Origin of the sequence: Candidatus Oleimmundimicrobium sp. (genome assembly GCF_030651595.1) — a bacterium.
GTDB lineage: Bacteria > Actinomycetota > Aquicultoria > UBA3085 > Oleimmundimicrobiaceae > JAUSCH01.
Genome location: NZ_JAUSCH010000007.1, coordinates 24,233 through 49,507, shown reverse-complemented (window position 1 = coordinate 49,507; position 25,275 = coordinate 24,233). Strand labels below are relative to the sequence as shown.

Here is a 25,275-nt window from a genome sequence, read left to right as displayed (position 1 = left end):
CAAAAATAAAAGCTTTTTATTAGTTATTTTAACCCCTGTGGGTCGGGTAAACAGCGACCCTCCTCCGACAATGCTCCGGCGGGCAGGCATATGAGCACACCGTTAATCGAAGAAGATTCAAACATCTGCGGCACCGTGCCTGCCTGCCTGCCTGCCTACCGGCAGGCAGGGCAGGCAGGAATTGCGTGTCCTTTAGGACAAATAGCAATTTCGCAATGAAAGAATCGATTAAATAGGCACGGCGTCTGCCGGCAGACAGACAATCCAGATCTGTTGCCCACCCATAAAAAATAAAATCTTAGGCGAATAAGAAAACGAACCAATCAATCATTTTTGTCCAGTGTACAATTATCCTTTGGATAAAAACTTTTTTAAATTGCTTCGTTTTAAAACATATCGTCAGACCAGCTTGGTACAGGCAGGCCAGATAAACCGGTAGTTTATAGCACTAAACTACCAGCTACTTTCTTCTTTCTTTTTGCATTCAATACATAGATCCGCATAGGGTAAAGACTTTAATCTTGCCGGATCTATATCACCACCACACATAAAACATTTTCCATATGTTCCTTTTTTAAAACGCTCGAGAGCACCATTAACCCGTGAGAGTAAGTCTTTTATGTTTATTTCTAACGAAAGATCTTTTTCACGCTCAAATGTTGCCGTTCCACTGTCTGCAAAATTGTCCTCAAAAGAATTTTCGCCAGTAGTTTCATTTTGCGTTTCTTTTAAATTTCCCTCTTCAATTTCTTTTAGCTCTTCCTCTAATCGTCTTTTTTCACTTTCTAACTTTTCTTTTAAAATCACTAATCTCTTGTCGTCTATTGCAATCGCCCTCCTATTTCAAGATTTCTTTAGTGCCATCTAAATTTCAAATGAATTATATACAATTTATCAAACTACTACTATGTTTTTTTAAAGTTTTATTTCAATTTATTCTGTCATGTTTTTTATAACATCCAAGCACTTGGAACAAATCGTCGGGTGTTCACTATTCGCGCCCACGCTTTTGCTATAATTCCAACAACGCTCACACTTTTTGCCTTTTGCCTTAGATATCAAAATTGCAAAATTTGGGATTTCTTCACTAAGAAAAATAACGTTATCTTTTTTGCTATCTGAACTCGCAAGCTCAACCTGAGAAACTATAAAAATAGACGATAAAACATCTTGGTTTAAACTCAAAAACTCAAAGAGGTCAGGATCACAATATATTGTAACCATAGCTTCAAGAGGATTGCCTATCAACTTTTCGCTTCTTGCTATTTCTAAAGCTTTTAAAATTTCGGCTCTTACTCTTAAAAGCATGCCCCATTTTTTTTCGAGATTATCATCAATAAATTCTCTATTTACGCTGGGCCAATTCGTAAGATGAACACTGACTTCGGTTTTATAACAATCGTCTAAATTCATCCAAGCATCCTCCGCAGTAAAGGCAAGAACTGGAGCAAGCAATCCTATCAAAGACATTAATATCTCATGGAAAGCGGTCTGAGACGACCTGCGTTCTTTTGATGTAGGCGAAGATGTGTAAAGTCTATCTTTTAAAACATCTAAATAGAATGAGCTTAAATCCGTAACACAAAAATTATAAATTGCATGATATGCAAAATAAAATTTATATTTATCAAACGCTTGAGTTACATCCTCAATTAGCTTTTGCAGTCTACTGATTGCCCATCTATCAATTTCTTCCATATCCTCGTAATGAATTTTATCTTTTTGAGGATTAAAATCGCAAAGATTCCCCATAATAAAACGCAAAGTATTGCGAATCCTGCGATATGCTTCTGCAATCCGTTCAAGAATTTCACCAGAAACAGCTACATCAGTTGAATAATCTGCAGAAGCTACCCACAAACGTAGAATATCGGCACCTGATTTTTTTATGACTTCAAGTGGATCTACTACATTACCAAGAGACTTCGACATCTTTCGTCCATTACCATCCACTAAAAATCCGTGTGTAAGGACTGAGTCGTATGGCGCTCTACCCGTACAACCAACCGAAGTTAACAACGAAGATTGAAACCAGCCCCGATGTTGGTCTGTTCCCTCAAGATACATTTGAGCCGGCCAAATTAACTCCGGCCTGTTTCTTAAAACCGCAAAATGACTCACCCCGGACTCAAACCAAACATCCAAAATATCGTTCTCCTTAATAAATTCCGTCCCTTTGCAGTCCGGGCAGATAGTTCCTTTTGGTAAAATTTCATCGGCTGATTTAATAAACCAAGCATCAGCTCCTTCTTCTTTAAAAAGCTCAATTATAGCGTTTATGGTCTCTTTGGTTACAATTTCTTTCCGGCAATTACTGCAATAAAATACAGGTATTGGCACTCCCCAAGATCTCTGTCGAGATATACACCAATCGGGTCTATCTTTTACCATGCCGGTTATCCTTTTCTCGCTCCATTCCGGCATCCATTTAACTTTTTTAATTTCGTTGAGAACATTTTCTCGAAAGTTTTTATTATCCATTGAAACAAACCACTGTTCCGTTGCCCGGAATATAACCGGTTTTTTACATCGCCAACAATGAGGATAAGAATGAACAATTGATGAGGCATAAAATAAAAAATTCTCTTTTTTTAAGTCGGCTACTATCGTTTCATTTGCCTTTTCTACATGTTGACCCGCATATTTTCCTGCCTGTTTAGTAAAAAACCCTTTGTCGTCCACAGGCATAAGAATCGGTAATTTATAAGCAAGACCAACCTGGTAATCTTCCTGCCCATGACCGGGTGCAATATGAACACAACCGCTTCCAGTATCCAAAGCTACAAAATCAGCCAAGATAACTTTCGAATCCCACGGCTGGAAAGGATGTAAACATACTAAATTTTCTAACTCACAACCCGTAAAAGTTTTTAATACCTTAAAATGTGAAATTCCAGCTTTGGAAAGAACCCCTTTAATTAGGTCATTGGCTAAAATATAAATCTCGCCACCAACTTCTACCGCAGCATATTCAAGTTTAGGATTAACAGCTATCGCCACATTTGCAGGCAATGTCCAGGGAGTTGTAGTCCAGATTAAAAAATATTTCGGTAAACGATAATCAGAAAGTTTAGCAAAATCGCTCTTAAAGGGAAATTTAACATAAATTGATGGTGATTTTTCGTCATCATATTCAATTTCAGCTTCTGCCAAAGCCGTCTCACAATGATAGCACCAGTGAATTGGTTTTTTCCCTTTATAAATATATCCTTCTTCATAAAGCTTTCCAAAAACCTCAATATTTGTTGCTTCATAAAGTGGTCTTAAAGTTAAATATGGATTTTCGAAATCTCCCCGTATGCCTAATCTTTTAAACTGTTCAGCTTGCCGTTTAACAAATTTTAAAGCATATTCTTTACAAAGTTTTCTTAGTTGGACCTGATTTATTTCACTTTTTTTGGAACCCAAACTCTTCTCAACATTATGCTCAATGGGTTGACCATGACAATCCCAACCAGGGACAAAGGGACTATAAAAATTTTTCATAGATTTGTATTTAACGATGATATCCTTCAAAACTTTATTAATGGTGTGCCCTAAATGAATATCACCATTTGCATAAGGAGGCCCGTCATGCAGAACAAACGAAGGTCTACCGGATGTTTTTTTATTTACCAGTTTATAAATATCAATTTCGTCCCATAATTTTAAAATCTCGGGCTCTTTCTGGACTAAATTTGCCTTCATTGAAAATTTAGTTTTAGGAAGATTTAACGTTTTTTTATAATCCATTCATAAACCTCATTATCGATATTTTCGTAATCAAATACATCTTAATAACCCTGCCCCAATTGTCGGCTAAAATGACTTTTATTAAAACAGATTCTAAAATTTATCAAATCTATCTTTTAATTAAAACAAAATACATCATTTAGCTTTGATTTTACCAAAATTAACATAGGTTAAATGGGATGTCAAACAATGTCGGGGCCCTGTTTACCTAATAGCAAATAATTAAATTAAAACTGTTCGATAGTTTTCAATATATCATCACATTTTTTTCCATAAAGCAGAACTTTTTTACGACGGAAAGTTTTTCCAGATAATATTGATATTTTTGATTTTGGTATTTTAAAAAAGTCAGCTAAAATCTCTATAGTTTCTTTATTTGCTCTATTTTCTTGAGATGGCGAACAAACTTTAATCTTTAATGCGTCTCTTTGAATGCCAACTATTCCAGCCCGAGAAGAACGAGGCTGAACCCAAACGGTTAAAACGACACCTTCTTCTCGTTCATTAATTTCCGGCATTAATCTTATGAAATCTCCTCAATATCATTATTCTTATTATTTAAAAAATCTTCTCTTGGCCCTTCTTTTAAAAAGGAGGGAATCTCTACGGTTTTAATTTCATTTGATTCGTCTTCGTCTTCAGTTTTTTTTGAAGATTTTTTTTTGGTTTTGCTCTCTTCTTCGGCTTCTTTTTGAGTCTCTTCTTCTGCTTCTTCGTCAGCTTCTGTTTTTTGAGTTTCTTCTTCGATTTTGTCTTCTTCTCCCTCTTTCTTTGTAAGTGACTCAAAAGCCTCTTCCGGCTCTTCGTTAATTACAACCTTTTCTTCACTTGGCTGATCAAGCAATTCATCGTTTTCTTCTGCAAACTCTTCAGTCGCCAACTCACTTGATTCTTCAACTAAATTTTCTTTTTTAAATTCTTCTAATTCTTTAACTTTTTTCTCTATTTCTTCAATTCCTTCAGTTTCGTTTAAAACGTTTAGATAAGATTCGAGAACGGACTTAAATCTCATCCTGAATTCTTCTTCAGCTTGCTTTAATATTTTTAAATTAGTTTCACTTTCCCGTTTCTCGTTTACAGCATCCTGAATTATCTCCCGAGCTTTCAGCACCGCATCTTTAATTACCAACTCAGCTTCTTTTTTTGAATTTGCCTGTACTTCCTCTGCAGATTTTTGAGCCGTTAACAATGTATTTTGAAGAGTTTGCTCAATGTTTTCATATTGTTTAATCTTCTCATTTATCTTTTCCAACTCTTCCTTCATATCATTATTCTCTTTGTAAAGTAATTCGAGCTCTTCGGCTATCTTATCAAGAAAAACGTCTACATCCTCTTCATTGTAACCTCTAATGGCTCTTCTAAATTCTTTATTGTGGATGTCTAAAGGGGTAAGTCTCATTCCCGTCTCCTCCTTTATGTTGATTGATTAAATATATATAAAAAATTGCCCGATAATTGTTAAAATAAGCCAACGTAAAAATTGGAGAACAAATATGACAATTATCGGAGAAAGATCAAGCCCCATTGAACCAACAACCATTGACGGCAGTATTTTTCTAAAAAAAGCCAGAGTTGGTTCAGTTGCATCATAAACAAAACGGCAAAATAATTTAAAAAACTCTCCCGATAAAACAGGACACCACGAAAGAATTACTCTTATAATTATTAACCAAATATATACTGTAAAAACTAAATTTACAAACTGCATCGCACTTCTTGCCACAATTAGTTAATCTTCCTTTCTCCAAGTTCAATCGCCCTACTTTCTGCTTTTCTGACCGCCTCAACAACCCCTTTCTTCAAATTAAATTTTTCAAAAACCTTCAATGCTGCTTCGGTTGTTCCTCCAGGAGAAGCCACCATTTTTATTAGTTCTTCGGGGCTTTTTTTAATCTCCTTAATCATCTTCGCTGAACCAAAAAGGGTTTGTTTTACAAGTTTCTCTGAAATGTCGGGTTTTAGCCCCAACTTAATGCCCGCTTCTATTAATAATTTAACCAATAAGTAAAAATAAGCTGGGCCGGATCCGCTTAAGGCAGTCGCTAAATTTTGATATTTTTCATCCAAAAAAACTACTTCCCCAACCCCTAAAAAAATCTTTGTCACAAATTCAAGAGCCGATTTTGATACGCCAGATGAAGCACTTATTACCGAAATTCCTGCTCTTAAAAGAGCCGGATTGTTTGGCATCACTCTAATTATTTGAGATTCTTTGTGAAGTTTTTGGGTAATTCTTTCTATGTTTATACCGGCCGCAATCGAAACAATTGTCTTGCTTCCGTCAACATAACCAGCTATCTCATCTAAAACCTCATCTATATTTTGAGGCTTAACCGCTAATATAATAAAATCCGCTACCTTAACTGCATCAATATTGTTATCAGAAATTTTTACATTATATTTGCTTCTTAAGCACCCTAATGATTCTTTTCGAACATCTGATAAATAAATATTTTCAGGTTGCAAGCTTCCAGACGCTATTCCTCCACTTATAAGAGCTTCGCCCATCTTACCTGCACCAATAAAGGAAACTATCAATTTGTCTCCAATTCTTTCATTATTTGCCAAGTTGATTGAAAAACCCCTTTTCTCTTAGCACTCTCTTCTCTTCCGCTGAGACCTGTACATTAGCAGGAGTTAAGAGAAAAACTTTTTCGGCAACTTTTTGCATGCCGCCATTTAAAGCATAGGATAGACCACTAGCAAAATCTACTAGACGTTTTGAAAGGTCTTGATCGACCATTTGAAGGTTCATAATTACAGGAATGCTAGCCTTGAACTTATCAGCAATATTTTGCGCGTCGTTAAAAGATTTAGGCTCAATTACATGAACTCGAGATTTCGGGGTTGAAATTGATTTTAATTGAGGCGACATCACTTCCTCGGAAGGTTCAAAAGCAGACCTATCTGGCACTCGTTTTATCTTCTTTATAGACCGTTTGGAGTAAATATCATCATAATCAAATCCTTCGTCTTCGGCCATATCATCAAACTCCTCATACATTTCATCGTCATCCATAAAACCAAAATAAGCCAAAGTCTTCTTCCATATATTCCTCATTTAACAACCTCCCTAAATCCAAAAATTCCTGTTCCTATTCTAACCATATTTGCCCCCTCTTCGATAGCCACTTCAAAATCATTTGTCATGCCCATAGAAAGATATGAAAATTCAACGCAAAGAACATTTTCTTTTATTATATTATCAAAAATTTCTTTAAGTTCTTTAAAAAATCTTCGTGAATTTTCCGGTTTATCTGTTAAAGGAGGTATTCCCATCAATCCTTTAACTTTCACATTTTTAAGTTTTGCTATCTCTTTTAATTTTGCACTAATTTCATCTGAAAAAAAACCAAATTTGCTCTTCTCGTGTGAAATATTCACCTCTAAAAGAACCTTCTGCACCTTGCCTATTTTTCTTGCCTGTTTATCAATCTCTCGCGCCAACCTAATACTATCAACAGAATGAATTAACTCAACAAACGGAACAATATATTTAACTTTATTGCGTTGCAAGTGGCCAATAAAATGCCAATTAACACAATCTCCTACCTCGTTAAACTTAGCGACAGCGTCCTGAACCCGGTTCTCACCCAAATCAACAACACCAGCATTTATTGCTTCAATAACTTTTTTAGCCGGCACTTTCTTTATAGCTGCAACCAATCTTATCTCTTCGGGCTTATGACCCGATTTCAACGCCGCTTTCGATATTCTTTCACGTATTTTTAAAATATTTTCTGCAACATTTTCAACCATCAAAAAACGGCTACTAAGGCACTTTGGCGGCCGGTTACACCGTTCTCCCTTCTGTGTGAAAAAAAATCGGAATCACAACTTGTGCAAATATTACTGCAGTAAATATTTCCTGACTTTATTCCACTTTTTAAAAGTTGATTAATATTTATTTCTACAAGATTAAGGTAACTTTCACCTTGCCGAGTGTCAAGGTGAAGGGCAAATTTTTCTTCAAATTCCTGAGCAAGAGTAGAATCTACTCTATAACAACAATCTCCTATACATGGGCCGATAAACGAAAACAGGCTTTGAGGAAGAGAGTGAAATTTATCGACAAACATCTGTACGGTTTTTTTTGCAATTTCTGCGTAAGAACCTCTCCAGCCAGCATGAACTACGCTTACAATTCGCTTCGTTGGATCAACAATGATTATTGGAACACAATCCGCGCAAAAAATAGCTAACGGAACTTTTGTTTGATTAGTAATAAGCGCGTCTGTATTTGAGATTGCATTATGATGTGAAAAAGCACCGCGCCCAATTAAGCTCTTGTCAACAACTACAAGATTATTACCATGCACCTGCTCACAAGCAGTAAGGCGAGGAAAATCTAAATTAAGGACAGAACAAAGAATTTTTCTATTTTGGATTACTCTTTCTTTCTTGTCGCCCACATGAAACGCTAGATTTAATGATTTATAAGGAGGACTACTGGCCCCCTTTAGCCTGGTGGTAAAAGCAATGAGAATATCGCTTTTTTGAAATAACTCCTTTGAGGTAAAAAATACAAATTTTCCCTTTTCAACCCGCTCAAGGTTTAAAGAAGGCATTGTTCGTTCAAACACCTTTTGTTGATTTTATTCTGTTTTTTTAAGAAAATCCGGAATATCAAGATCATTTGTTTCAAAAGAGGGTGATGCGTCCTTGCCCAGAGCAAATTCTAGTTTTTCTTGTTGCCTCTTCCTGTCAAACCCTGTGGCAATAACCGTCACTCTAACCATATCCTCCAAGCTATCGTCAATTACAGCACCAAATATTATATTCGAATCAGGATGAGCAGCCGTAGCAATAACTTCAGCCGCCTCATTAACTTCAAACAGTCCAAGATCTCTTCCGCCAGATATATTAAGTAAAACTCTTCTTGCCCCCTCAATTGATGAATCAAGTAATGGGCTGGAAATTGCCGCTTTTGCAGCTTCTGCTGCTCGATTTTCTCCTGAAGCTTCTCCGATTCCCATTAACGATGATCCCGCGTCTGCCATAATGGTTCTAACATCAGCAAAATCCAAATTAATCAATCCAGGCATTGTTATTAAATCAGTTATCCCTTGAACGCCCTGCCTTAAAACATCATCGGCAACGCGAAATGCGTCTAAAATTGAAGTCTTTTTTTCTACTACATTAAGGAGTTTGTCGTTTGGAATTATTATTAACGTATCAACTTTTTCCCTTAAGTTTTCAATACCCTCATCAGCTTGCATGGCACGTTTTCTTCCTTCAAACCCGAATGGCCTTGTGACAACTCCTACAGTTAAAGCACCTAATTCTTTTGCCACCTCAGCTACAACAGGTGCGGCCCCCGTTCCGGTACCGCCACCCTTGCCGGCCGTAATAAATACCATATCAGCACCTTGAAGTGCCTCTTTTATTTGCTCTCTGCTTTCTTGCGCCGCCTGAAAACCAATTTCTGGATTTGCCCCGGCTCCCAAACCTTTTGTAAGTTTTTCACCGATATGAACTTTAAAATCAGCGTCAGACATTAAAAGTGCTTGCGAATCAGTATTAATCGCAATAAATTCACAACCCTTTAAATTAGCCTCAATCATTCTGTTAACGGCATTAGTCCCTCCACCACCGACACCAACAACTTTAATTAAAGCTAAGTAGTTTTTTGCTATGTTATTTGACATTTATTTCCTCCTTTAAAAACCTTTTTAAACCAAACTCTCAAGTTGTACTTGAGAGTATTTGCTGGTAAACCTTAACATAAACCTTATATTATCTATTTTAAAAATGCAACCAATTTTTAAAAATTAATAAACGTCGTCAAGAAACTTAACAGCCGGATTTGTGACAACCCTCACATCGATATAGATTACATGCTTTTTGCTCTCTGTAAGTATCTTCTTAATAATGGCATTCTTCCTTAAAGCAACATCTTCATCATCGGCTTCCCCGTATAAAACCTCGACATCATGTAACTCTCCATCACCATTTTTCACCGAAATCATAAGAGTTAATTTTTCTATCGAAGGAGCGTTAGCCATAATTATGGTCTTTCTGAAATCTTTATCGAAAGATACAAGGCAATTAACGGCATTTTCCAAACTAGGCAAATTAATTTTTTCACCAATTTTTGCCTTAGTTAATTTTAAGTCCAATATTACCGGAAGGGCCAAATCATCAATCGATTCTCGTGACTCCAATACAACAAGGTTTTTATCTACTATCAAGTAGATGTCTTGAAAGGGAACAATGGCAATTGCTTCTCTCTCAACTACCTTGAGCTCTACTGAGTTTGGAAAATGACGAACTACTTCCACATCCTCAATCCATGCTTCCTTAAGAATTCTTGTTCTTATTTCATTAGATGGCAGGCCAAACAAACTTGTGTTTGTGCCTATGCTGCTCTGCTTAATAATTTTATCTTCAGAAACATGTTTATTCCCAACAACTATTATTTTTTTAATGTTAAAAAAATCTGAATTACAAAGAAAGACGAGCCCAACAATCCCAATGACTATTAAGAGAAAAAGGGACAATGTAACTAAACGCCTCTTTTTCTTGATTTTTTTAATGTTCCTCATTCGTTGAGTAGCTTTGTCTTGAACAATTTTTTTATTCATCTTTAAATTCACCTAAGATATTAATTTCTGGTTCCAGTAAAACACCCTTTTCCCGATAAACTTTGAGTTGTACTTCTTTAATTAATTTATAAATATCAGTGGCGGTTGCCCCACCCAAATTAACTATAAAATTGGCATGTTTTGTGGACACTTCCGCGTCTCCAATGCGCCATCCTTTACAACCAACCCCATCTATAAGTTTACCTGCCGATATCCCTGAAGTATTCTTAAAAACACAGCCAGCGCTGGGATGCTCAAAAGGCTGGGTTTCTTTTCTTTTTCTAAAATATCTTTCCATTAAAAATCTAATTCTATTTTGATTTCCCGGCTCTAACTTTAACATTGCTTCCACTATAATTCCATACGATGGAATAGAACTGGTGCGATAACCGAATCCTAGCTCTGTTTTATTTAAAATCTGAAGCTCACAATTATGTGTATAAATTGTAACAGTGCTGACAATGTTTGACATACATCCATCGTGAGCCCCCGCGTTCATAACCAAAGCACCGCCCAGGGTACCTGGAATTCCAACAGAAAAAGTCAAATTATTTAAGGAGTTTTTCCATGCTACCTGTGCCAATGTTGAAAGAGAGGTTGCCGCTCCTGCCTGGATGCAATGTCGATCCAAAGAAATTTTCTTAAAATCAGAGCCCAACTCAATAGCTATTCCTTTATACCCCTTATCGGAAACTAAAAGATTTGACCCCTTACCCAACACAAAGTAAGGAATTCGATATCTGTCAGCCGTTTGAAGTAATAACCTCAAATCACTTATTGTATTCGCAACAGCTAAAATAGCTACCGGGCCACCCGTTCTAACCGTTACCTGTTTAGCCATGGAAACATTGCGATAAATCCTTCCTGACATTTCTCTATTTAATCTTAAATATGCTTTTTCCAGAGCACGCGCCTCGTTCAATTGCTCACCCCGATATCGCCTCTTTTTCCTTTAGGGATAAAAGAAAATCTTCGCCTACCAGGTGAATATCGCCCGCTCCCATTGTTAAAATTAAATCTCCCTTTTCTGCATATATGGAAAGGAAGTCCTTCACGTCAACTTTTTTAGGCAAATATACTGCGTTTGAGCGAGGGTTTTCTTCTATAATAAAGTTTAAAATAAGTTTTCCGTCTATTCCCGGCTCAGGCATTTCTCCCGCACCATAAATATCTGTAACAATTACAACGTCAGCTTGGTTAAAAGAGTTTCCAAAATCTCGAGCTAAAAATTTGGTTCTAGAATACCTGTGCGGTTGAAAAACACAGACAATCCTGCCCCAGTCACCTTGCTTTGCGGCATCTAAAGTGACCTTAACTTCCGACGGATGATGCGCATAGTCATCTACGACCGTTATTCCCAAAGAATCTCCAACTACCTGGAATCTTCTTTTAACTCCGTTAAATTCAGCTAATACATTCGCCACATCTGAAAATTTAATTCCGGCCAAGTTTCCAATCGCAAACGCGGCAAGTGAATTACAGATGTTATGTCTGCCCGGAAGATTTAAATGCACACTTTCTCTTTTTTTATTCTTTACGAAAAGATCAAAGGAACTGTCAAGCGCACCAAGTTTTAAATTTTTAGCCTGATAATCATTTGATTCCTCAAAACCATAGGTAATATATTTACTTTTAATCTTTTTTATAAACTTTTTATTTGTTGGGTGGTCACCATTTATAATAAGATGCCCATCCGGGGGAAGCGATTCAACAAACTTAAGAAAAGTTGACTCAATGTCCTCTATTGATTTGAAATAATCTAAGTGATCTTTTTCAATATTTGTAATTACTATCATCTTTGGCTTCAAAAAAAGTAGAGAGCCATCACTTTCATCGGCCTCTGCAATAAAAAACTCACCTTTTCCATATTTTGCGTTACTCCCAATATCGTTTAATTCTCCTCCAATTAAAAAAGTGGGGTCTAAATTATTTTGCTCAAATACAGACGATATAATAGATGTGGTCGTCGTTTTCCCATGGGTTCCCGCAACTGCTATGCCAATTTTCCCCTCGCTCATTTTTGATAGCATTTCCGCACGTTTGAGCACTGGCACTTTCTTTTCTCTGGCAAACTTTAATTCTGAATTGTTTTCTTTAATCGCAGATGAAACAACAACTACATCTGCAAAGTTTATGTTTTTGGGATTATGACCAATTACTATCTTTGCGCCTTGCTCTTTTAGGGCTAAAGTGTTGCGCGATTCCTTCAAGTCGGAGCCGGAAACGTTATAACCCATACTTAAAAGCACTTTGGCGATGCCACTCATTCCTGCTCCACCAATCCCAATAAAATGTATCTTTTTGTAATCCATAACTTTCCTTTTCTTAGCCTTCTTTAAAGTTGTTAGTTTGTTAGTTTACTTGTCATTAAGCAAAGCGGACTAAACCCTCATAATGATAAGAATGAACTGCTCTCTACTCTATACTCTATACGCTATATTCTATATTTATATTTTTCCATGGAGTCTGGAGACTGATGGCTGTTTTTTACCTTTCTCCAAGCATCTTCACTAATTTCACTATCTCAAAAGCCGCCTTGGGTTTCCCAATCATAGCCGCATTCTTCCTCATCTTGCCAAGAGACTCATCATTAAAAATTAGCTCATTTACTAAATTAAAAACCGCTATGCCGTTTAATTCCTTATCTAAAATCATCCGAGAAGCTCCTTTATGTTCCAAAATAAGAGCATTTTTCTCTTGATGATTACCCGTAGCATAAGGGTAAGGAACCAAAATTGAGGGAATACCTATGGCTGTAATCTCCGCTATTGTGGTTGCCCCTGCTCGGCTAAGAACTAAATCCGACGCGGCATATGCTTTACCGATAGAATCTAAATAAGAATAGCAGTTGTACAACACCTTGTCTTCCCGTCTTTTCTGTTTTTCTATTTTATCCGAAATTCCGTCAAAAGCAATCCTACCCGTAACATGAATTATCTGTAAATTACCACAGTAACGAAATTTATCATATGCTTCTATTAATGATTCATTAATTCGTTTTGAACCTTGACTCCCCCCAAAAACCAGCAAAGTTTTTCTTTTTGAGTCAATGGGAAAATAGCTTAAGGCCTCTTTTCGCCCAGTTTTTAAAATTTCTTTTCGAACTGGATTCCCGGTTACTATACAATTTCCCTTAAAAAAGCTCTTTGTGTCGGGGAAAGATGCAGTCACTACATCCACCCACTTCCCCATCACCTTGTTGACCAATCCGGGCACTGAATTCTGTTCGTGAATAATAGTCGGAATTCTAAGCAAAATTGCCATCCCAATTAATGGAGCGCTCACGTAACCACCCGTGCCCACAACAACCTGAGGTCGAAAATCACGCAATATTTTTAGCGATTTTAAAGAGCTGGCAAAAAAAGAGAGAAGAGTCACAAAAATATGAAGGGAAATTTTCCTTTTAAGCCCATAAATATTTATTGTTTTAAAATCATAACCCGCCTTAGGAACAACCGTTGCCTCTAAACCCTTTTTTGTTCCCACAAATAAAATATTAGCCTCAGATATATGATTTTTAATCTCATCGGCTATCGCTAATCCTGGGTAAATGTGTCCGGCTGTTCCTCCGCCGGTAATAATAACTCGCATATTAACTCCGTAAAATAGATCTTTTTTTCTTTGATGAATTCGCAATATTTAATAAAACACCAATACCGCAGAGATTAACTAAAAGCGATGAACCCCCGTAACTCAAAAAAGGGAGTGTTATCCCGGTAATTGGTAAAATCCCCGTAACTCCACCCATATTAATTAAAGCTTGGGTGGCAATCAAGCAAACCATTCCGCAGCCCAACAATTTTCCAAAATTATTGTTAGATTTGAATGATATAGTTAAACCGGTAAAAATCAAAACAAGAAATAAAAAAACCACGGTAAGCGTGCCAAGTAGACCAAACTCCTCGCCGATTATCGCAAATATAAAATCCGTATGCGCTTCGGGAAGATATAAAAATTTTTGTCGACTCATGCCAAGCCCTGTTCCGGTTAAACCGCCGGAGCCAAACGCAAGTAACGACTGAATTATATGAAATCCCGTATCTTTCGGATCTCCCCAGGGATTTAAAAAAGCAAAAAACCTCCTTAACCGATACGGCTCAAACATAATAGACACACCGACCAAAAACAAACCAACTAACCCTAAACTCGCCAAATGACGCAATTTAACTTCATTTAAAAACATAAGAAAAAAAACAGAAAAACAAATAATTAAAATTGCGCCTAAGTGGGGCTGCATAAACAGTAATGCAACGATTAATCCCATAACTCCTAAAAAAGGAACGAATAAGTCTTTAATTTTTTTTAATTTACCACATCTTTTGGCTAAAATATCAGCAGCATATAAAACTACTGCAAACTTTACAAATTCCGAAGGCTGAAATGAGTAACCTCCAACCGAAATCCACCTGCGCGCCCCTCCAACTTCCTGCCCAATCCCTGGAACAAAAATTAAAATAAGAAGAATTACAGATAGACAAATAAATGCCGATGAAAACTTTCTTAAAAAACGATAATCCAAACAAGCAAATACAACCATTCCTAACAAACCAATTAAAATAGATATAACTTGCCGTTTAAGATAATAACAACTATCCCCTTTATTTGAAAAAGCCATAACTGAGCTCGCGTTTAAAACCATAACAGCTCCAATAAAAAGTAAAATTGAAGTTGTTCCCAGTAAAATCCAAGATAATCTCGTTTTAAGCTTTTTTCGAGCCATAAAAATTTTCCTTTTTCTGTAATATTATGGCCTCTTTAAAAACTTCTCCCCTCTCCTTATAACTAGCAAACATATCAAAACTTGCACAAGCTGGGGAAAGAAGGATAACGTCATTGGCTTCAGAAACATCGACGGCTGCATGAACCGCATCAACTAAAGAAGGGCTCTTTTTCGTCGTTATGCCTGATGCATGGAAAGCGGTTCTTATTTCATCTGCTGCTTCGCCAAACAAAATTGCCGTTTTCACTTTGCCCTTAGCGGCCTCGGCAACACCTCGAAAAGTGTTCCCTTTATTACGGCCTCCGGCAAGCAAAATTATTGGCCTATCTTCAAAAGAGGTTAACGCTTTAATCACGGCATCCGGATTGGTTGCTTTAGAATCATTATAAAAATCAACCCCCTTGATGGTAGCCACGTGTTCAACTCTATGTTCCAGTCCCTTGAAACTCAAAAGCGCTTCTCTCACTAATTTCAACGGAACACCACCGATTAAAGCAGCCGCTGCGGCGGCCATAACATTATCTAAATTATGTTCACCTTTAATTTTCAACTCATCAACTGCGCAAATTTCCTTACTAACTTTACCGTTTTTAAAGAAAATTTTGCCGGATTTAACAAAAATCCCCACTTTAAATTGGTTGAACTTGCTAAAAGGGAAGATTTTTCCTTTTATGGAGGGAGCAAAACTCCAAACCAGAGGATCATCATAATTTAAAATTGCATAATCTTCTTCGGTTTGACTGGAAAATATTCTTGCCTTTGCTTTTGCGTAATCATCGATACCTGTGTACCGGTCAAGATGGTCATCCGTTATGTTTAAAAGAACACTTATCCGAGGTTGAAATTTTATGATATTTTCAAGCTGAAAACTGCTCAATTCCACAATAAATTTGGTATTCAGTAAAGTATTGCCAATACTTTCTATTAGCGGTTGCCCAATATTCCCCGCGACCACTGTGGGAAACATTTTTTTATACATCTCGCCAATCAACATAGTAGTTGTTGTTTTCCCGTTTGTTCCCGTAATTCCGATAATAAAAGGCGACGGGCCGGCAAGGCGATAAGCAAGCTCTATCTCACTCCATATGGACACTCCATCCTTCATCGCTTTTTCCACTAAGGAGATGCTGTTTGGAATCCCCGGACTAATAATAATAATCTCTTGCCCTTTTAAAATATGTGGCGGTTGTGACCCGATGTGAACAGAAATGCCTTCTTTTTTGAGAATGTTGGCCGTTTTACGCAAAGAGGAGTTATCCCCCTTATCTACGACTAAAACTTCTGCTCCCATAGATTTTAATTTTTTAGCTGCAGCTATACCGCTTCGGGCCATTCCTAAAACTAAAATTTTTTTTCCTTTAAATTCCACAACGCTCAATCCTAATATAAAAGTTTTTTGTTCAATAATTTAGTGCATTGCCGACATAAAATATAAAGAGAAACCAGCGCCGGCTAGAATTCCGGTTATTATCCAAAACCTAATCATAATTTTTGTTTCAGACCATCCCAACATTTCAAAATGATGATGAATAGGTGCCATTTTTAATATTCGTTTACCAAAACGGCGATAACATACCACCTGAGCTATGACCGAAAGACCTTCAATAACATAAATCCCACCTATTAAAATCAGCAACAATTCAGTCTTGGTTAAAATTGCCATTGCGGCAATGGCTCCGCCCAAGCCAAGAGAACCGGTATCACCCATGAAGATGTCGGCAGGATAAGAATTGTACCATAAAAACCCAATACAAGCCCCAGCAATTGCCGCGCAAAAAATTGCCAAATCCAGATGATTTTGTCGAAAAACAATTCCCGCATACGTAAGCATAATTATAGTTATCGTGCCAGCCGCAAGACCATCTAATCCATCGGTTAAATTAACCGTATTTGACGTGCCGGCAATAATTAAATATAAAAATACGAGGTAAAGCCAGGGAATAATAATTGTTTTGCTACCAAGCGTTATAACAGAGGCAATGCAGCCAAAGGGAAGATTCACACCCGTAAGAGGCAAGCTCACATCAGTTGAAATTCCTACCCAATTCACCACAAATAATCCAAATATAAGAGTAATTACAACTTCCCAAATGAGTTTTGTCCTTGCCTTAACCCCAAGAGATCTCGCCTTGATTAACTTGAGATAATCATCAAAAAATCCAATTAAGCTACATGAAATCATCAAAAAAAATGCTACTGTGGTTAGGCTCCCCCAACCAGATACAACTAAAGTTGAAAAAAGAACTGAGATTAATATAATTAATCCACCCATAGTAGGTGTTCCATATTTAACTAAGTGCCCTTGCAGGCCATCTGCACGAATCACTTGCCCAATATTTTTGGACCTGGAAAGTTTTATCCATAAAGGGGTAAGGAGCCCGCTAACAATTAAAGATAAAACAATTGTGATAAAAACTTGAAAAGTTGGAAATCTTTCAATATTAAAAATGTTTGAAAACATATGTACTAACATTTTTCACCTTAACTAATAGAATGAATCAATTTTTCCAGCTCCATAATTCTTGAGCCTTTAACTAAAACAACGTCACCCGATTTAATAACTTTTTTAACCTTTAGTTCAGCATCTTTAAGATTATTGCAGATAAAAACATTTTTTGCATCCATGCCTATCTCTATCGCCCCGCGCGCAATTTGCTTTGCCTTTTCTCCAACCGTGAATAATAAATCAACACCCTTTTTCTTAACCAAAGCCCCAACATCTTTGTGTGAGCTTAAAGAAATTTCCCCAAGCTCAGCCATGTCTCCTAAGATTGCCACCCTTCTCTCTTTGCATTCAATTTCTTTTAACGATTCAAGCGATGCTCTCATTGAATCAGGATTGGCATTATAAGCATCGTTAATAATTGTAACCCCTTTAGAATTCTTAAAGACTTGCATACGCATCTCTGTGATCTCACATTTTTCAAGACCATCTTTTATGTCTTCAAGCGATAAACCCATAACAATTGCCACTGATGCTGCCGCCAATGCGTTGTAAATGTTGTGTCTACCGGGAAAAGAAAGTTTTAAAAAGGCTGAATTGTTCTCGTAAATAATTTTAAAAGAAGGACAGCCGCTTGCATCAACACTTATTCCCTCAGCTCTTATATCCGCTTTACGCGAAAGACCATACTTAATTATCTTGGCTGATGTCATCTTCTCCAAAATACTTGTCCAGCCGTCATCGCAATTTAATACCACAACTCCGTTAGAAGGAATACTTTTAACGAGTTCGGCCTTTGTTCTCGCAATGGCCTCTTCTGAACGCAGTAACTCAAAATGGGCTTTCCCTATGTTTGTGATGAGCCCGATGGTGGGAAGCGCAATTTCACAAAGTTCTGCAATTTGCCCCTTTCCTCTCATGCCCAGTTCCAATATCAAAACATCCGTATTTGAATCCGCTTTTATAATAGTTAACGGAACACCTATTTCATTATTATAATTTTTTTCACTATAAACCGTAGAAAACTTTTTCTTTAAAATACTTCCTATCATATCTTTAGTTATTGTCTTTCCGGTGCTTCCGGTTATACCTATAACCTGGCAATTAAGTTTTTTGCGAACCAAACTCGCTGTTAATTGAAGGGCTTTTAAACTGTCTTGAACTTTTATAATCACAAAATCCGAGGGTAGACAGATTGCTTTAATTTTCGCTTCCATCTGCTCGTTCCAGTGTTCAGTAAAAAAACCGGAAGCACCTTTTTTTACAGCATCCTCAATAAACTTGTGACCATCAAAGCGCTCTCCCTTGAGGGGAATAAAGAAATCGCCCTCCTTTAAGAAGCGAGTGTCCGTGCATATTGATGAAATAATACAATCGCTGGAACCAAAAATGAGTTCAGCAGATGGCAGTATGGAAATTAACTCTGATACACCTATTTTTAACATGACATCAACTTTCGCAATATGCTCATGGCAACTTCACGATCATCGAAGGGAATAGTCTTATTGTCAAAAATTTGACCTGTTTCGTGCCCTTTTCCTGTAATTAAAACAACATCATCTGTTTTTGCCAAAGAAATTGCACGACAAATTGCCTCTTTTCTATCTTCAATCACCAGATAATCTGAATAATTCATGTTCAGTAAACCATCTTCAATTTCTTTAATTATTTTCATAGGTTTTTCACTTCTTGGGTTATCGGATGTTATAATAACAAAATCACTTAATCTACCCGCTATTTCTCCCATTAAGGGCCTTTTTTTTCTATCCCTGTCACCACCACAACCAAAAACAGTAATAATACGTCCTTTAGCTATCTCCCCGGCTGCTTTAATCAACTGCTCCATACCGTCGGGAGTATGAGCATAATCAACAAAAACACCGAATTTCTGTCCGCAATCTATAGCTTCAAACCTTCCCGGTACACTTGAAATATCTTCAACTCCAGCCTTTATTGTTTCAGGTAATATTTTCATAGAAAGCCCGACCCCGATTGCCGCTAAGGAATTATACACGTTAAACAGGCCTTTTAGTTTTATTGATAAGTCTAAAGTTAAGGTTGAGGTTAATAACTTAAATTTTGAGCCGCTCCATCGAACGCTAACTTTATCCCCTTTAATTTCGGCAGACTCCGTTAACCCGTAACTAACTATTTTTTGGCCATTAGAAGCTATTATTTTCCCATATGGATCGTCTATATTTATAACTTTCACAGCATCATTATGGTTTTCAAACAACCTTTGCTTTACCTTAAAATATTCACTCATGCTGTTATGGTAATCTAAGTGGTCTTGACTTAAATTAGTAAACACCAAGACATCAAAATGACACCCGTCAACGCGATGCAAGTCAATTGCGTGAGAAGAAACCTCCATAACTACATGAGTAACCCCCTCATCAAGCATCTTCTTTAAAATTTTTTGCAAATCATATGATTCAGGCGTCGTTCTTTTTACCGGGAGCGCGTTGTCGCCAATTTTATATTCAATCGTACCTATTAGGCCCGTTTTTTTACCAGCCTTCTTAAAAATGCTTTCAACCAAATAACTTGTGGTGGTTTTCCCATTAGTACCGGTAATCCCAACCAGCTTTAATTTAAATGAGGGGTCATCAAATAAAACTTTTGATAAAAGTGCCAGCGTTTCTCTGGAATTTTGAACTTGTATTTGAGTTATCGAGTCCGGAATATCTTGCCAATGCTCAGTTACAACCGCAACTGCTCCTAATTTAATTGCTTGGTCGATATAGAGGTGGCCATTAGTTTTAAGCCCTTTTACGCATACAAAAAGACTCCCCGGTATTGCTTTCCGTGAGTCGTATGCAATATCTTCAATATTTAGATTTAACTCTCCCTCTGTTCTTTTTGCTTTTATAGAGGGTAAAATTTCATTAAGTTTAAACAATTCTCTCACCATGTTTGATAAATTTTATCATAGCTAAGTTAAACAATCTAACCAGGAATATGGTTTATTCTTCCCCGGGCGGAATTTTTAAGTACCTCAAACTAAACTCGGCTAAATTTTTAAAAACAGGCGCAGCCACAGTGGCTCCGTAAAATGTTGTTTTTGGTTCATCGATAACCACTATAATTGCCAGCCGTGGTTCCTCGACTGGCGCAAATCCAATAAATGAAGATACATATTTGCCTGCTTCGTAACCATTCCCATTCTCTTTCGCTTTTTGAGCGGTTCCTGTCTTACCTGCCACTCTATAGCCGCTTATTTGTGCGTTTTCACCGGTCCCTTCAGTTACCACCTTCTCTAAAATCAATTTCATCTGTTCGGCCGACTTAGATGACAACACTTTTTCCCCTTGCTGTGGGGCAACCTCTTTAATTATCTTCCCGTCAGAATCAATAATCTTGCTTAGGAAGTAAGGTTTTACCAGCAATCCATCATTTGCAATTGTTGAAAAGGATTGAAGCATTTGCAGACTGGTTACGGACATTCCTTGCCCAAATGGAATATTCCCAATAGTGGAACCGGACCATTTTTCAGGAGGCGGAACATAACCCTGCCCTTCTCCGGGAAAATCAATCCCTGTTTTTTTATTAAAGCCGAAAGCCGTAAGGTAATCATATATCCTCTTCTTTCCAAGCTTTTGCCCAACCACAACCGCTCCCACGTTGCTTGATTCGGTAATTATTTTGGTAAAAGTAAAATCTTCCGTCGGCCTTTTATGAGACTCCTTAATCACTTTATCGGCTACCTCAATGCTATCAGGCAATCTAAAAAAATCCATTGGTTTAGCAACTCGTTCTTCTAATGCCGCCGCTCCTATAATTGCTTTAATGGTAGAACCGGGTTCGAATAGATCTGTTATAGCTCGATTTCTAAAACACTCTGAATCCGTCTGAGTGTAATTGTTTAGGTCAAATGAAGGATAGTTGGCAATTGCCAATATTTCGCCGGTGTCAGGCCTCATCACAACGATATTGCCTGCTTTTGCGTTAAATTTATCTATACATGAATTTAGCTCTTCCTCAGCTTTAAATTGTATAGCCCTATCTATGGTCAAAACTATATCTTTCCCATCAACAGATGGCGACAATTCGAAAATACCGGTAGATATGGATCTACCAATTGGGTCTTTTTCAACCAAAAGGTGCCCGGGCAACCCTCTTAAAACATCGTCATAAAACATTTCAAGACCTACTAATCCATCATTGTCTATTCCCACAAAACCAACAACATGTGACGCTAATTCGTTATATGGATAACATCTTTTGCTTTCGTTTAAAAAACCAATCCCCTCAATTTTGAGAGCTTTTACGCGTTTGACTACAGATTGGTCAACCTTCCGCGCAATATACACAAAACCACTGTCTTTATCAATTTTTTCCAAAATAGTTTTTTTATTGATTCCCAGTATAGAAGAAAGTTGAGAGGCGACGTTCTCGGGGTCTTTAATAAAATAAGGATTTGCGTAAATAGTTATTGCGTCCATGCTTGTAGCTAATAAATTACCATTTCGGTCAACGATATCACCTCGTTTAGCTGGAATTTCAATAGATTTTAATCTTTGGTTTTTTGCTAAGTTTTCATATTTTTCTCTTTCCACGGCCTGGACGTTTACTAATCGTATTGCAATTGCCAGAAAACCTAAGAAGAAAATCCCAATTATAAAAAAAAATCTTGCATTGCCTCGCTCACGAGACTTAGCAGACACTAAACTTCCTCCTCATACAAAGAATATGACAGACGTTCCCGAGGTTAGATAAAAGTAAATGAGATTTAATTATCGAATTTTTCATGGGGGTTGTTCCTCATTGCCAACTTGTTTTTAATATTATCGTCCGATATTTTCACATATCTTACTTTATTTGGAACAACCATGCCAAGTTTACCAAGCGCAATCTCTTGAATTCGGTCAAGCGATTTAAGTTGCGCTGCTTCAATTCCCAGTTTTTGATTATAAGCTTGTTCTTCACTTAAAATTTCTTGCAAATTTTCAATCTCAATAGCATTTTGAGTAACTAAAGTTTGCTGAACCGCATTAAACAAAATGGCTACCGATAAGATAGTAAGAATTACGACGACAAATCCTAATGAAATGCTTTGTTTCCGCTTATTAGTTATTAACCTTAGTTCCTTATTGGCCTGTTTTTTTACCGGTTTATGTGCTAATTTCTTTGCTGTTTGCATCTGTATCACGCTCCATATTCCCAATGAAAGATCTTAAGAAGCCTTCTCTGCAACTCTCAATTTCGCGCTTTTAGATCGAGGATTAAACCCCATTTCTTTCTCGGTCGGTACGATTGGTTTTCTTGTTAATACCTTTAGTGTGGGACTTTTTCCGCACACACAAACTAATAATTCTGGCGGGCAAACACAGCCCCTCGCGTGCTCTTTAAAAATATTTTTCACGATTCTGTCTTCTAAAGAATGGTATGAAATTATCATTATTCTCCCCCCCGGTTTAAGATGCTTTATAGCGCCCCTTAACCCCTTCTCTAAAGAAGTCAGCTCCTCGTTTACTTCAATCCTTAAAGCCTGAAAAGTCCTTTTTGCGGGATGACCACCTTTTCGTCTTGCGCTTGCCGGAATAGCGTTCTTAATGAGCTCAACAAGTTCAAAAGTTGTCCTTATTGGACTTCTTTTTCTCGCTTCTACAATAAAACGCGCAATCCGACTTGCCCATCTTTCCTCACCGTATTCCTTCATCAACTTCGTTAATTTGGCTTCCGGATATTCGTTTATAACTTCATACGCTGTTAACTTTTGATTTAAATCCATCCTCATATCAAGAGGAGCATCATACCTGTAACTAAATCCCCTTTCAGGGAAGTCAAACTGATACGAAGACACTCCTAAGTCAAACAAAATACCATCCACTTTTGAAAAACCGGCTTCTTGCAAAATATCATCTAAATTAGCAAAATCCCCTTTAATTAACTTAATTTGCCGGCTGAAGCTTGACAGTTCGTCTTTTGCCTTATTAATTGCCGCTTCATCTTTGTCGATTCCTAGCAAAAAACCGTCTGGCACTATTGCTTCTAAAATTGCTTTCGCGTGTCCTGCCCCGCCCAAGGTGCAATCAACTACGATGCTGCCATTTTTTAATTTCAGATATTTTAGAACCTCAACCGGCAAAACCGGAATATGTTTATATTTCATTTAAATCCCTACTTTTATTCGCCGGCTAAAGTATTTGCTTCAATATTTGTTGAGATTAAAGTGCAATTTTTGATGGAACTTCGCCTTACCCCGCCCAAGGTGTATGACAGTCTTCCAATCAAATAACTCCAGCCGGCAAAATTTCTTTACAATATTTAGTTGTCAATTGGTTAAATTAGAAGCTCTTCTGCTATATCAGAATAAGAACCCTCTGCCTCTTTTTGATAGGCTTCCCAGTTCTTCTTATCCCAAACTTCCAATCTATCCGATACTCCAATAATCACAATGTCTTTATCTAAACCCGCATAATCTCGTAGAGTGCTTGGAATTAATATCCTTCCTTGTTTCGTAATGTCCTCTTCGCTTGCTCCCGCAAAGAAAAAACGGGAAAATTTTCTTGCATCTTTTTTTGCTAAAGGAAGTGACCTAATCTTATCTTCCCATCGTGGCCACTCAGTTTTAGGAATTATAAATAAACATTTTTCCATGCCCACGGTTATTACGACACCATCTGCAAGGCCATCCCTAAACTTAGATGGCAATATTATCCTTCCCTTTTCATCTAATGAATGTTGAAACTCTCCTAAAAACATCCTTGCTCCTTAACTTAAGATATTTCCACTATATTCCACTTTGTTCCACTTTGCAACACTATGATATAATTTTCGGCAAAAAATTGCTAAAACTTTAATGTTTTTTCAAAAAAATTTAATTTAATCGTTTTTTTAAATAGATATACGAATGCAGATATCAATTTAATGACCGGGATAAAACAGGTTGTTTTTCTTTAAGTGCTCATATTTACAAATATGGTTGGGTAACAGACCAGATAGAGGACTAGGTAAATCAATTGAAGGAATTTGATAAATAAAGAGTGTTATCTTCTGATAAAGGTAAAATCATAGAAAGAGATGAAATAAGATAAAAATAAGTTCGTAAGAAATTGAAGGTTTAAAAGAATTGTTTATGTCTTATCTAAGCATCCGGTTGTTCAATCTAACGTCCCGGTTTCTTTACAAAAAAATATACGAGGGTCAAAATTATCGACTCTCGTATATTTAAAGCTTCTAGAGTATTTATTAAATTTTATCAAAAGCAAATAATACTTAACTACTGGCATCTGTCGCTTCAATATCGCTATCGGTTGTTAATTACAGATGTTTATGTTCGTTAACTAGGTTTTTTTCGCTCTCATCTTTTACAACGGTCATGGGATATACCTGTTCCTTCTTCCCGCTTAAATGCATTAAATATACTGAGCACGCTTGACATCGAGTCTTATCATTCCGACGACAGCATTGAACATCAGAAACTTCCCAGCAATTTTTATCCATTAAATAAGCCGGGCAATTAAAATACATACTGGCGGGACAACCTAATAAATCTCTACATTCATTCATTTTTAAACCTCACGTGCCAATTTTTATAGCAATTAATTAAAGAGCTTCCCCTATCACAACACATTCCTTGTCTTTAACTAGCTTATTGGAATTTCGATCATAAATTTGTGCATCCGTAATCGGAATAAATTCACATCCCATCTCATTCAATAAATCAGTAAGCCTACCTTTATGGACATTAACAGGAAAATAACAATTGCCCAAAATTCTCAAATTTAAAGTGTATACTTCCACCTTAAGTTTTTTTTCTGGACAATTGGGCTTGTTGCATAAATTCCTCC

At 37.0% G+C, this 25,275-nt stretch carries 25 protein-coding genes; 1 reads left to right on the top strand and 24 read right to left on the bottom strand.

What is annotated here, in order from left to right; all coding sequences use genetic code 11:
* Positions 1 to 90: 90 nt before the first annotated feature.
* Complete coding sequence (locus Q7U95_RS01245) at positions 91 to 219, top strand: hypothetical protein (protein WP_308751461.1); 129 nt, start codon at positions 91 to 93, stop codon at positions 217 to 219.
* 234 nt (positions 220 to 453) lie between these two features.
* Here the strand turns inward: Q7U95_RS01245 and Q7U95_RS01240 are convergent, their stop codons facing one another.
* The 24 genes from Q7U95_RS01240 to Q7U95_RS01125 all read right to left on the bottom strand — a co-directional run bounded on the left by Q7U95_RS01240 (position 454) and on the right by Q7U95_RS01125 (position 24,994).
* The gene (locus Q7U95_RS01240; protein WP_308751460.1) at positions 454 to 807 is read right to left on the bottom strand and encodes a TraR/DksA C4-type zinc finger protein; all 354 of its coding nucleotides are present in this window, start codon (positions 805 to 807) and stop codon (positions 454 to 456) included.
* Between the two features lie 126 nt (positions 808 to 933).
* Positions 934 to 3,732, bottom strand: coding sequence for an isoleucine--tRNA ligase (ileS, locus tag Q7U95_RS01235; protein ID WP_308751459.1), 2,799 nt, complete (start codon positions 3,730 to 3,732; stop codon positions 934 to 936).
* Between the two features lie 227 nt (positions 3,733 to 3,959).
* Positions 3,960 to 4,250: a DUF167 domain-containing protein gene (locus tag Q7U95_RS01230; protein WP_308751458.1), complete on the bottom strand. Its 291-nt coding sequence runs from the start codon at positions 4,248 to 4,250 to the stop codon at positions 3,960 to 3,962.
* Between the two features lie 5 nt (positions 4,251 to 4,255).
* A complete protein-coding gene (locus Q7U95_RS01225; protein ID WP_308751457.1) occupies positions 4,256 to 5,131 on the bottom strand; it encodes a DivIVA domain-containing protein in 876 nt (291 codons plus the stop codon).
* Positions 5,132 to 5,158: 27 nt separating this feature from the next.
* Positions 5,159 to 5,455 (bottom strand): YggT family protein, encoded by a 297-nt coding sequence (locus tag Q7U95_RS01220; RefSeq protein WP_308751456.1) that lies wholly within the window; start codon positions 5,453 to 5,455, stop codon positions 5,159 to 5,161.
* 2 nt (positions 5,456 to 5,457) lie between these two features.
* Positions 5,458 to 6,300, bottom strand: a complete 843-nt coding sequence (gene proC / locus Q7U95_RS01215; RefSeq protein ID WP_308751455.1) for a pyrroline-5-carboxylate reductase — start codon at positions 6,298 to 6,300, stop codon at positions 5,458 to 5,460.
* Positions 6,290 to 6,793: a cell division protein SepF gene (sepF, locus tag Q7U95_RS01210; RefSeq protein ID WP_308751454.1), complete on the bottom strand. Its 504-nt coding sequence runs from the start codon at positions 6,791 to 6,793 to the stop codon at positions 6,290 to 6,292. Before sepF ends, proC begins: the two co-directional genes overlap by 11 nt.
* Positions 6,790 to 7,491 carry a YggS family pyridoxal phosphate-dependent enzyme gene (locus Q7U95_RS01205; RefSeq protein ID WP_308751462.1) on the bottom strand — a complete coding sequence of 234 codons (702 nt, stop codon included), beginning with the start codon at positions 7,489 to 7,491 and terminating at the stop codon, positions 6,790 to 6,792. Before Q7U95_RS01205 ends, sepF begins: the two co-directional genes overlap by 4 nt.
* A complete protein-coding gene (gene pgeF / locus Q7U95_RS01200; RefSeq protein WP_308751453.1) occupies positions 7,491 to 8,300 on the bottom strand; it encodes a peptidoglycan editing factor PgeF in 810 nt (269 codons plus the stop codon). Before pgeF ends, Q7U95_RS01205 begins: the two co-directional genes overlap by 1 nt.
* 27 nt (positions 8,301 to 8,327) lie before the next feature.
* Entirely contained in the window at positions 8,328 to 9,380 is a 1,053-nt protein-coding gene (ftsZ, locus tag Q7U95_RS01195; protein ID WP_308751452.1) for a cell division protein FtsZ, read from the bottom strand.
* A 123-nt stretch (positions 9,381 to 9,503) separates the two neighbouring features.
* Positions 9,504 to 10,316, bottom strand: coding sequence for an FtsQ-type POTRA domain-containing protein (locus Q7U95_RS01190; protein ID WP_308751451.1), 813 nt, complete (start codon positions 10,314 to 10,316; stop codon positions 9,504 to 9,506).
* A complete protein-coding gene (gene murB, locus Q7U95_RS01185; protein ID WP_308751450.1) occupies positions 10,309 to 11,238 on the bottom strand; it encodes a UDP-N-acetylmuramate dehydrogenase in 930 nt (309 codons plus the stop codon). The genes Q7U95_RS01190 and murB overlap by 8 nt, the downstream gene beginning before the upstream one ends.
* 4 nt (positions 11,239 to 11,242) lie before the next feature.
* Positions 11,243 to 12,628 carry a UDP-N-acetylmuramate--L-alanine ligase gene (gene murC / locus Q7U95_RS01180; RefSeq protein WP_308751449.1) on the bottom strand — a complete coding sequence of 462 codons (1,386 nt, stop codon included), beginning with the start codon at positions 12,626 to 12,628 and terminating at the stop codon, positions 11,243 to 11,245.
* A gap of 175 nt (positions 12,629 to 12,803) precedes the next feature.
* The gene (murG, locus tag Q7U95_RS01175; RefSeq protein ID WP_308751448.1) at positions 12,804 to 13,907 is read right to left on the bottom strand and encodes an undecaprenyldiphospho-muramoylpentapeptide beta-N-acetylglucosaminyltransferase; all 1,104 of its coding nucleotides are present in this window, start codon (positions 13,905 to 13,907) and stop codon (positions 12,804 to 12,806) included.
* Position 13,908: 1 nt separating this feature from the next.
* Positions 13,909 to 15,036: a putative lipid II flippase FtsW gene (gene ftsW, locus Q7U95_RS01170; protein ID WP_308751447.1), complete on the bottom strand. Its 1,128-nt coding sequence runs from the start codon at positions 15,034 to 15,036 to the stop codon at positions 13,909 to 13,911.
* Positions 15,017 to 16,405, bottom strand: coding sequence for a UDP-N-acetylmuramoyl-L-alanine--D-glutamate ligase (murD, locus tag Q7U95_RS01165; RefSeq protein WP_308751446.1), 1,389 nt, complete (start codon positions 16,403 to 16,405; stop codon positions 15,017 to 15,019). Before murD ends, ftsW begins: the two co-directional genes overlap by 20 nt.
* A gap of 39 nt (positions 16,406 to 16,444) precedes the next feature.
* Positions 16,445 to 17,509, bottom strand: a complete 1,065-nt coding sequence (gene mraY / locus Q7U95_RS01160; RefSeq protein ID WP_308751445.1) for a phospho-N-acetylmuramoyl-pentapeptide-transferase — start codon at positions 17,507 to 17,509, stop codon at positions 16,445 to 16,447.
* A gap of 8 nt (positions 17,510 to 17,517) precedes the next feature.
* Complete coding sequence (murF, locus tag Q7U95_RS01155) at positions 17,518 to 18,924, bottom strand: UDP-N-acetylmuramoyl-tripeptide--D-alanyl-D-alanine ligase (protein WP_308751444.1); 1,407 nt, start codon at positions 18,922 to 18,924, stop codon at positions 17,518 to 17,520.
* Positions 18,918 to 20,381 carry a UDP-N-acetylmuramoyl-L-alanyl-D-glutamate--2,6-diaminopimelate ligase gene (locus Q7U95_RS01150; RefSeq protein ID WP_308751443.1) on the bottom strand — a complete coding sequence of 488 codons (1,464 nt, stop codon included), beginning with the start codon at positions 20,379 to 20,381 and terminating at the stop codon, positions 18,918 to 18,920. The genes murF and Q7U95_RS01150 overlap by 7 nt, the downstream gene beginning before the upstream one ends.
* Before the next feature lie 64 nt (positions 20,382 to 20,445).
* Positions 20,446 to 22,146 (bottom strand): penicillin-binding protein 2, encoded by a 1,701-nt coding sequence (locus Q7U95_RS01145; RefSeq protein WP_308751442.1) that lies wholly within the window; start codon positions 22,144 to 22,146, stop codon positions 20,446 to 20,448.
* Positions 22,147 to 22,211: 65 nt separating this feature from the next.
* A complete protein-coding gene (locus tag Q7U95_RS01140) occupies positions 22,212 to 22,622 on the bottom strand; it encodes a cell division protein FtsL (protein ID WP_308751441.1) in 411 nt (136 codons plus the stop codon).
* Positions 22,623 to 22,655: 33 nt separating this feature from the next.
* Entirely contained in the window at positions 22,656 to 23,594 is a 939-nt protein-coding gene (gene rsmH / locus Q7U95_RS01135) for a 16S rRNA (cytosine(1402)-N(4))-methyltransferase RsmH (RefSeq protein ID WP_308751440.1), read from the bottom strand.
* A gap of 170 nt (positions 23,595 to 23,764) precedes the next feature.
* Entirely contained in the window at positions 23,765 to 24,187 is a 423-nt protein-coding gene (gene mraZ / locus Q7U95_RS01130; protein WP_308751439.1) for a division/cell wall cluster transcriptional repressor MraZ, read from the bottom strand.
* Between the two features lie 558 nt (positions 24,188 to 24,745).
* Complete coding sequence (locus Q7U95_RS01125) at positions 24,746 to 24,994, bottom strand: hypothetical protein (RefSeq protein ID WP_308751438.1); 249 nt, start codon at positions 24,992 to 24,994, stop codon at positions 24,746 to 24,748.
* Between the last annotated feature and the right edge of the window lie 281 nt (positions 24,995 to 25,275).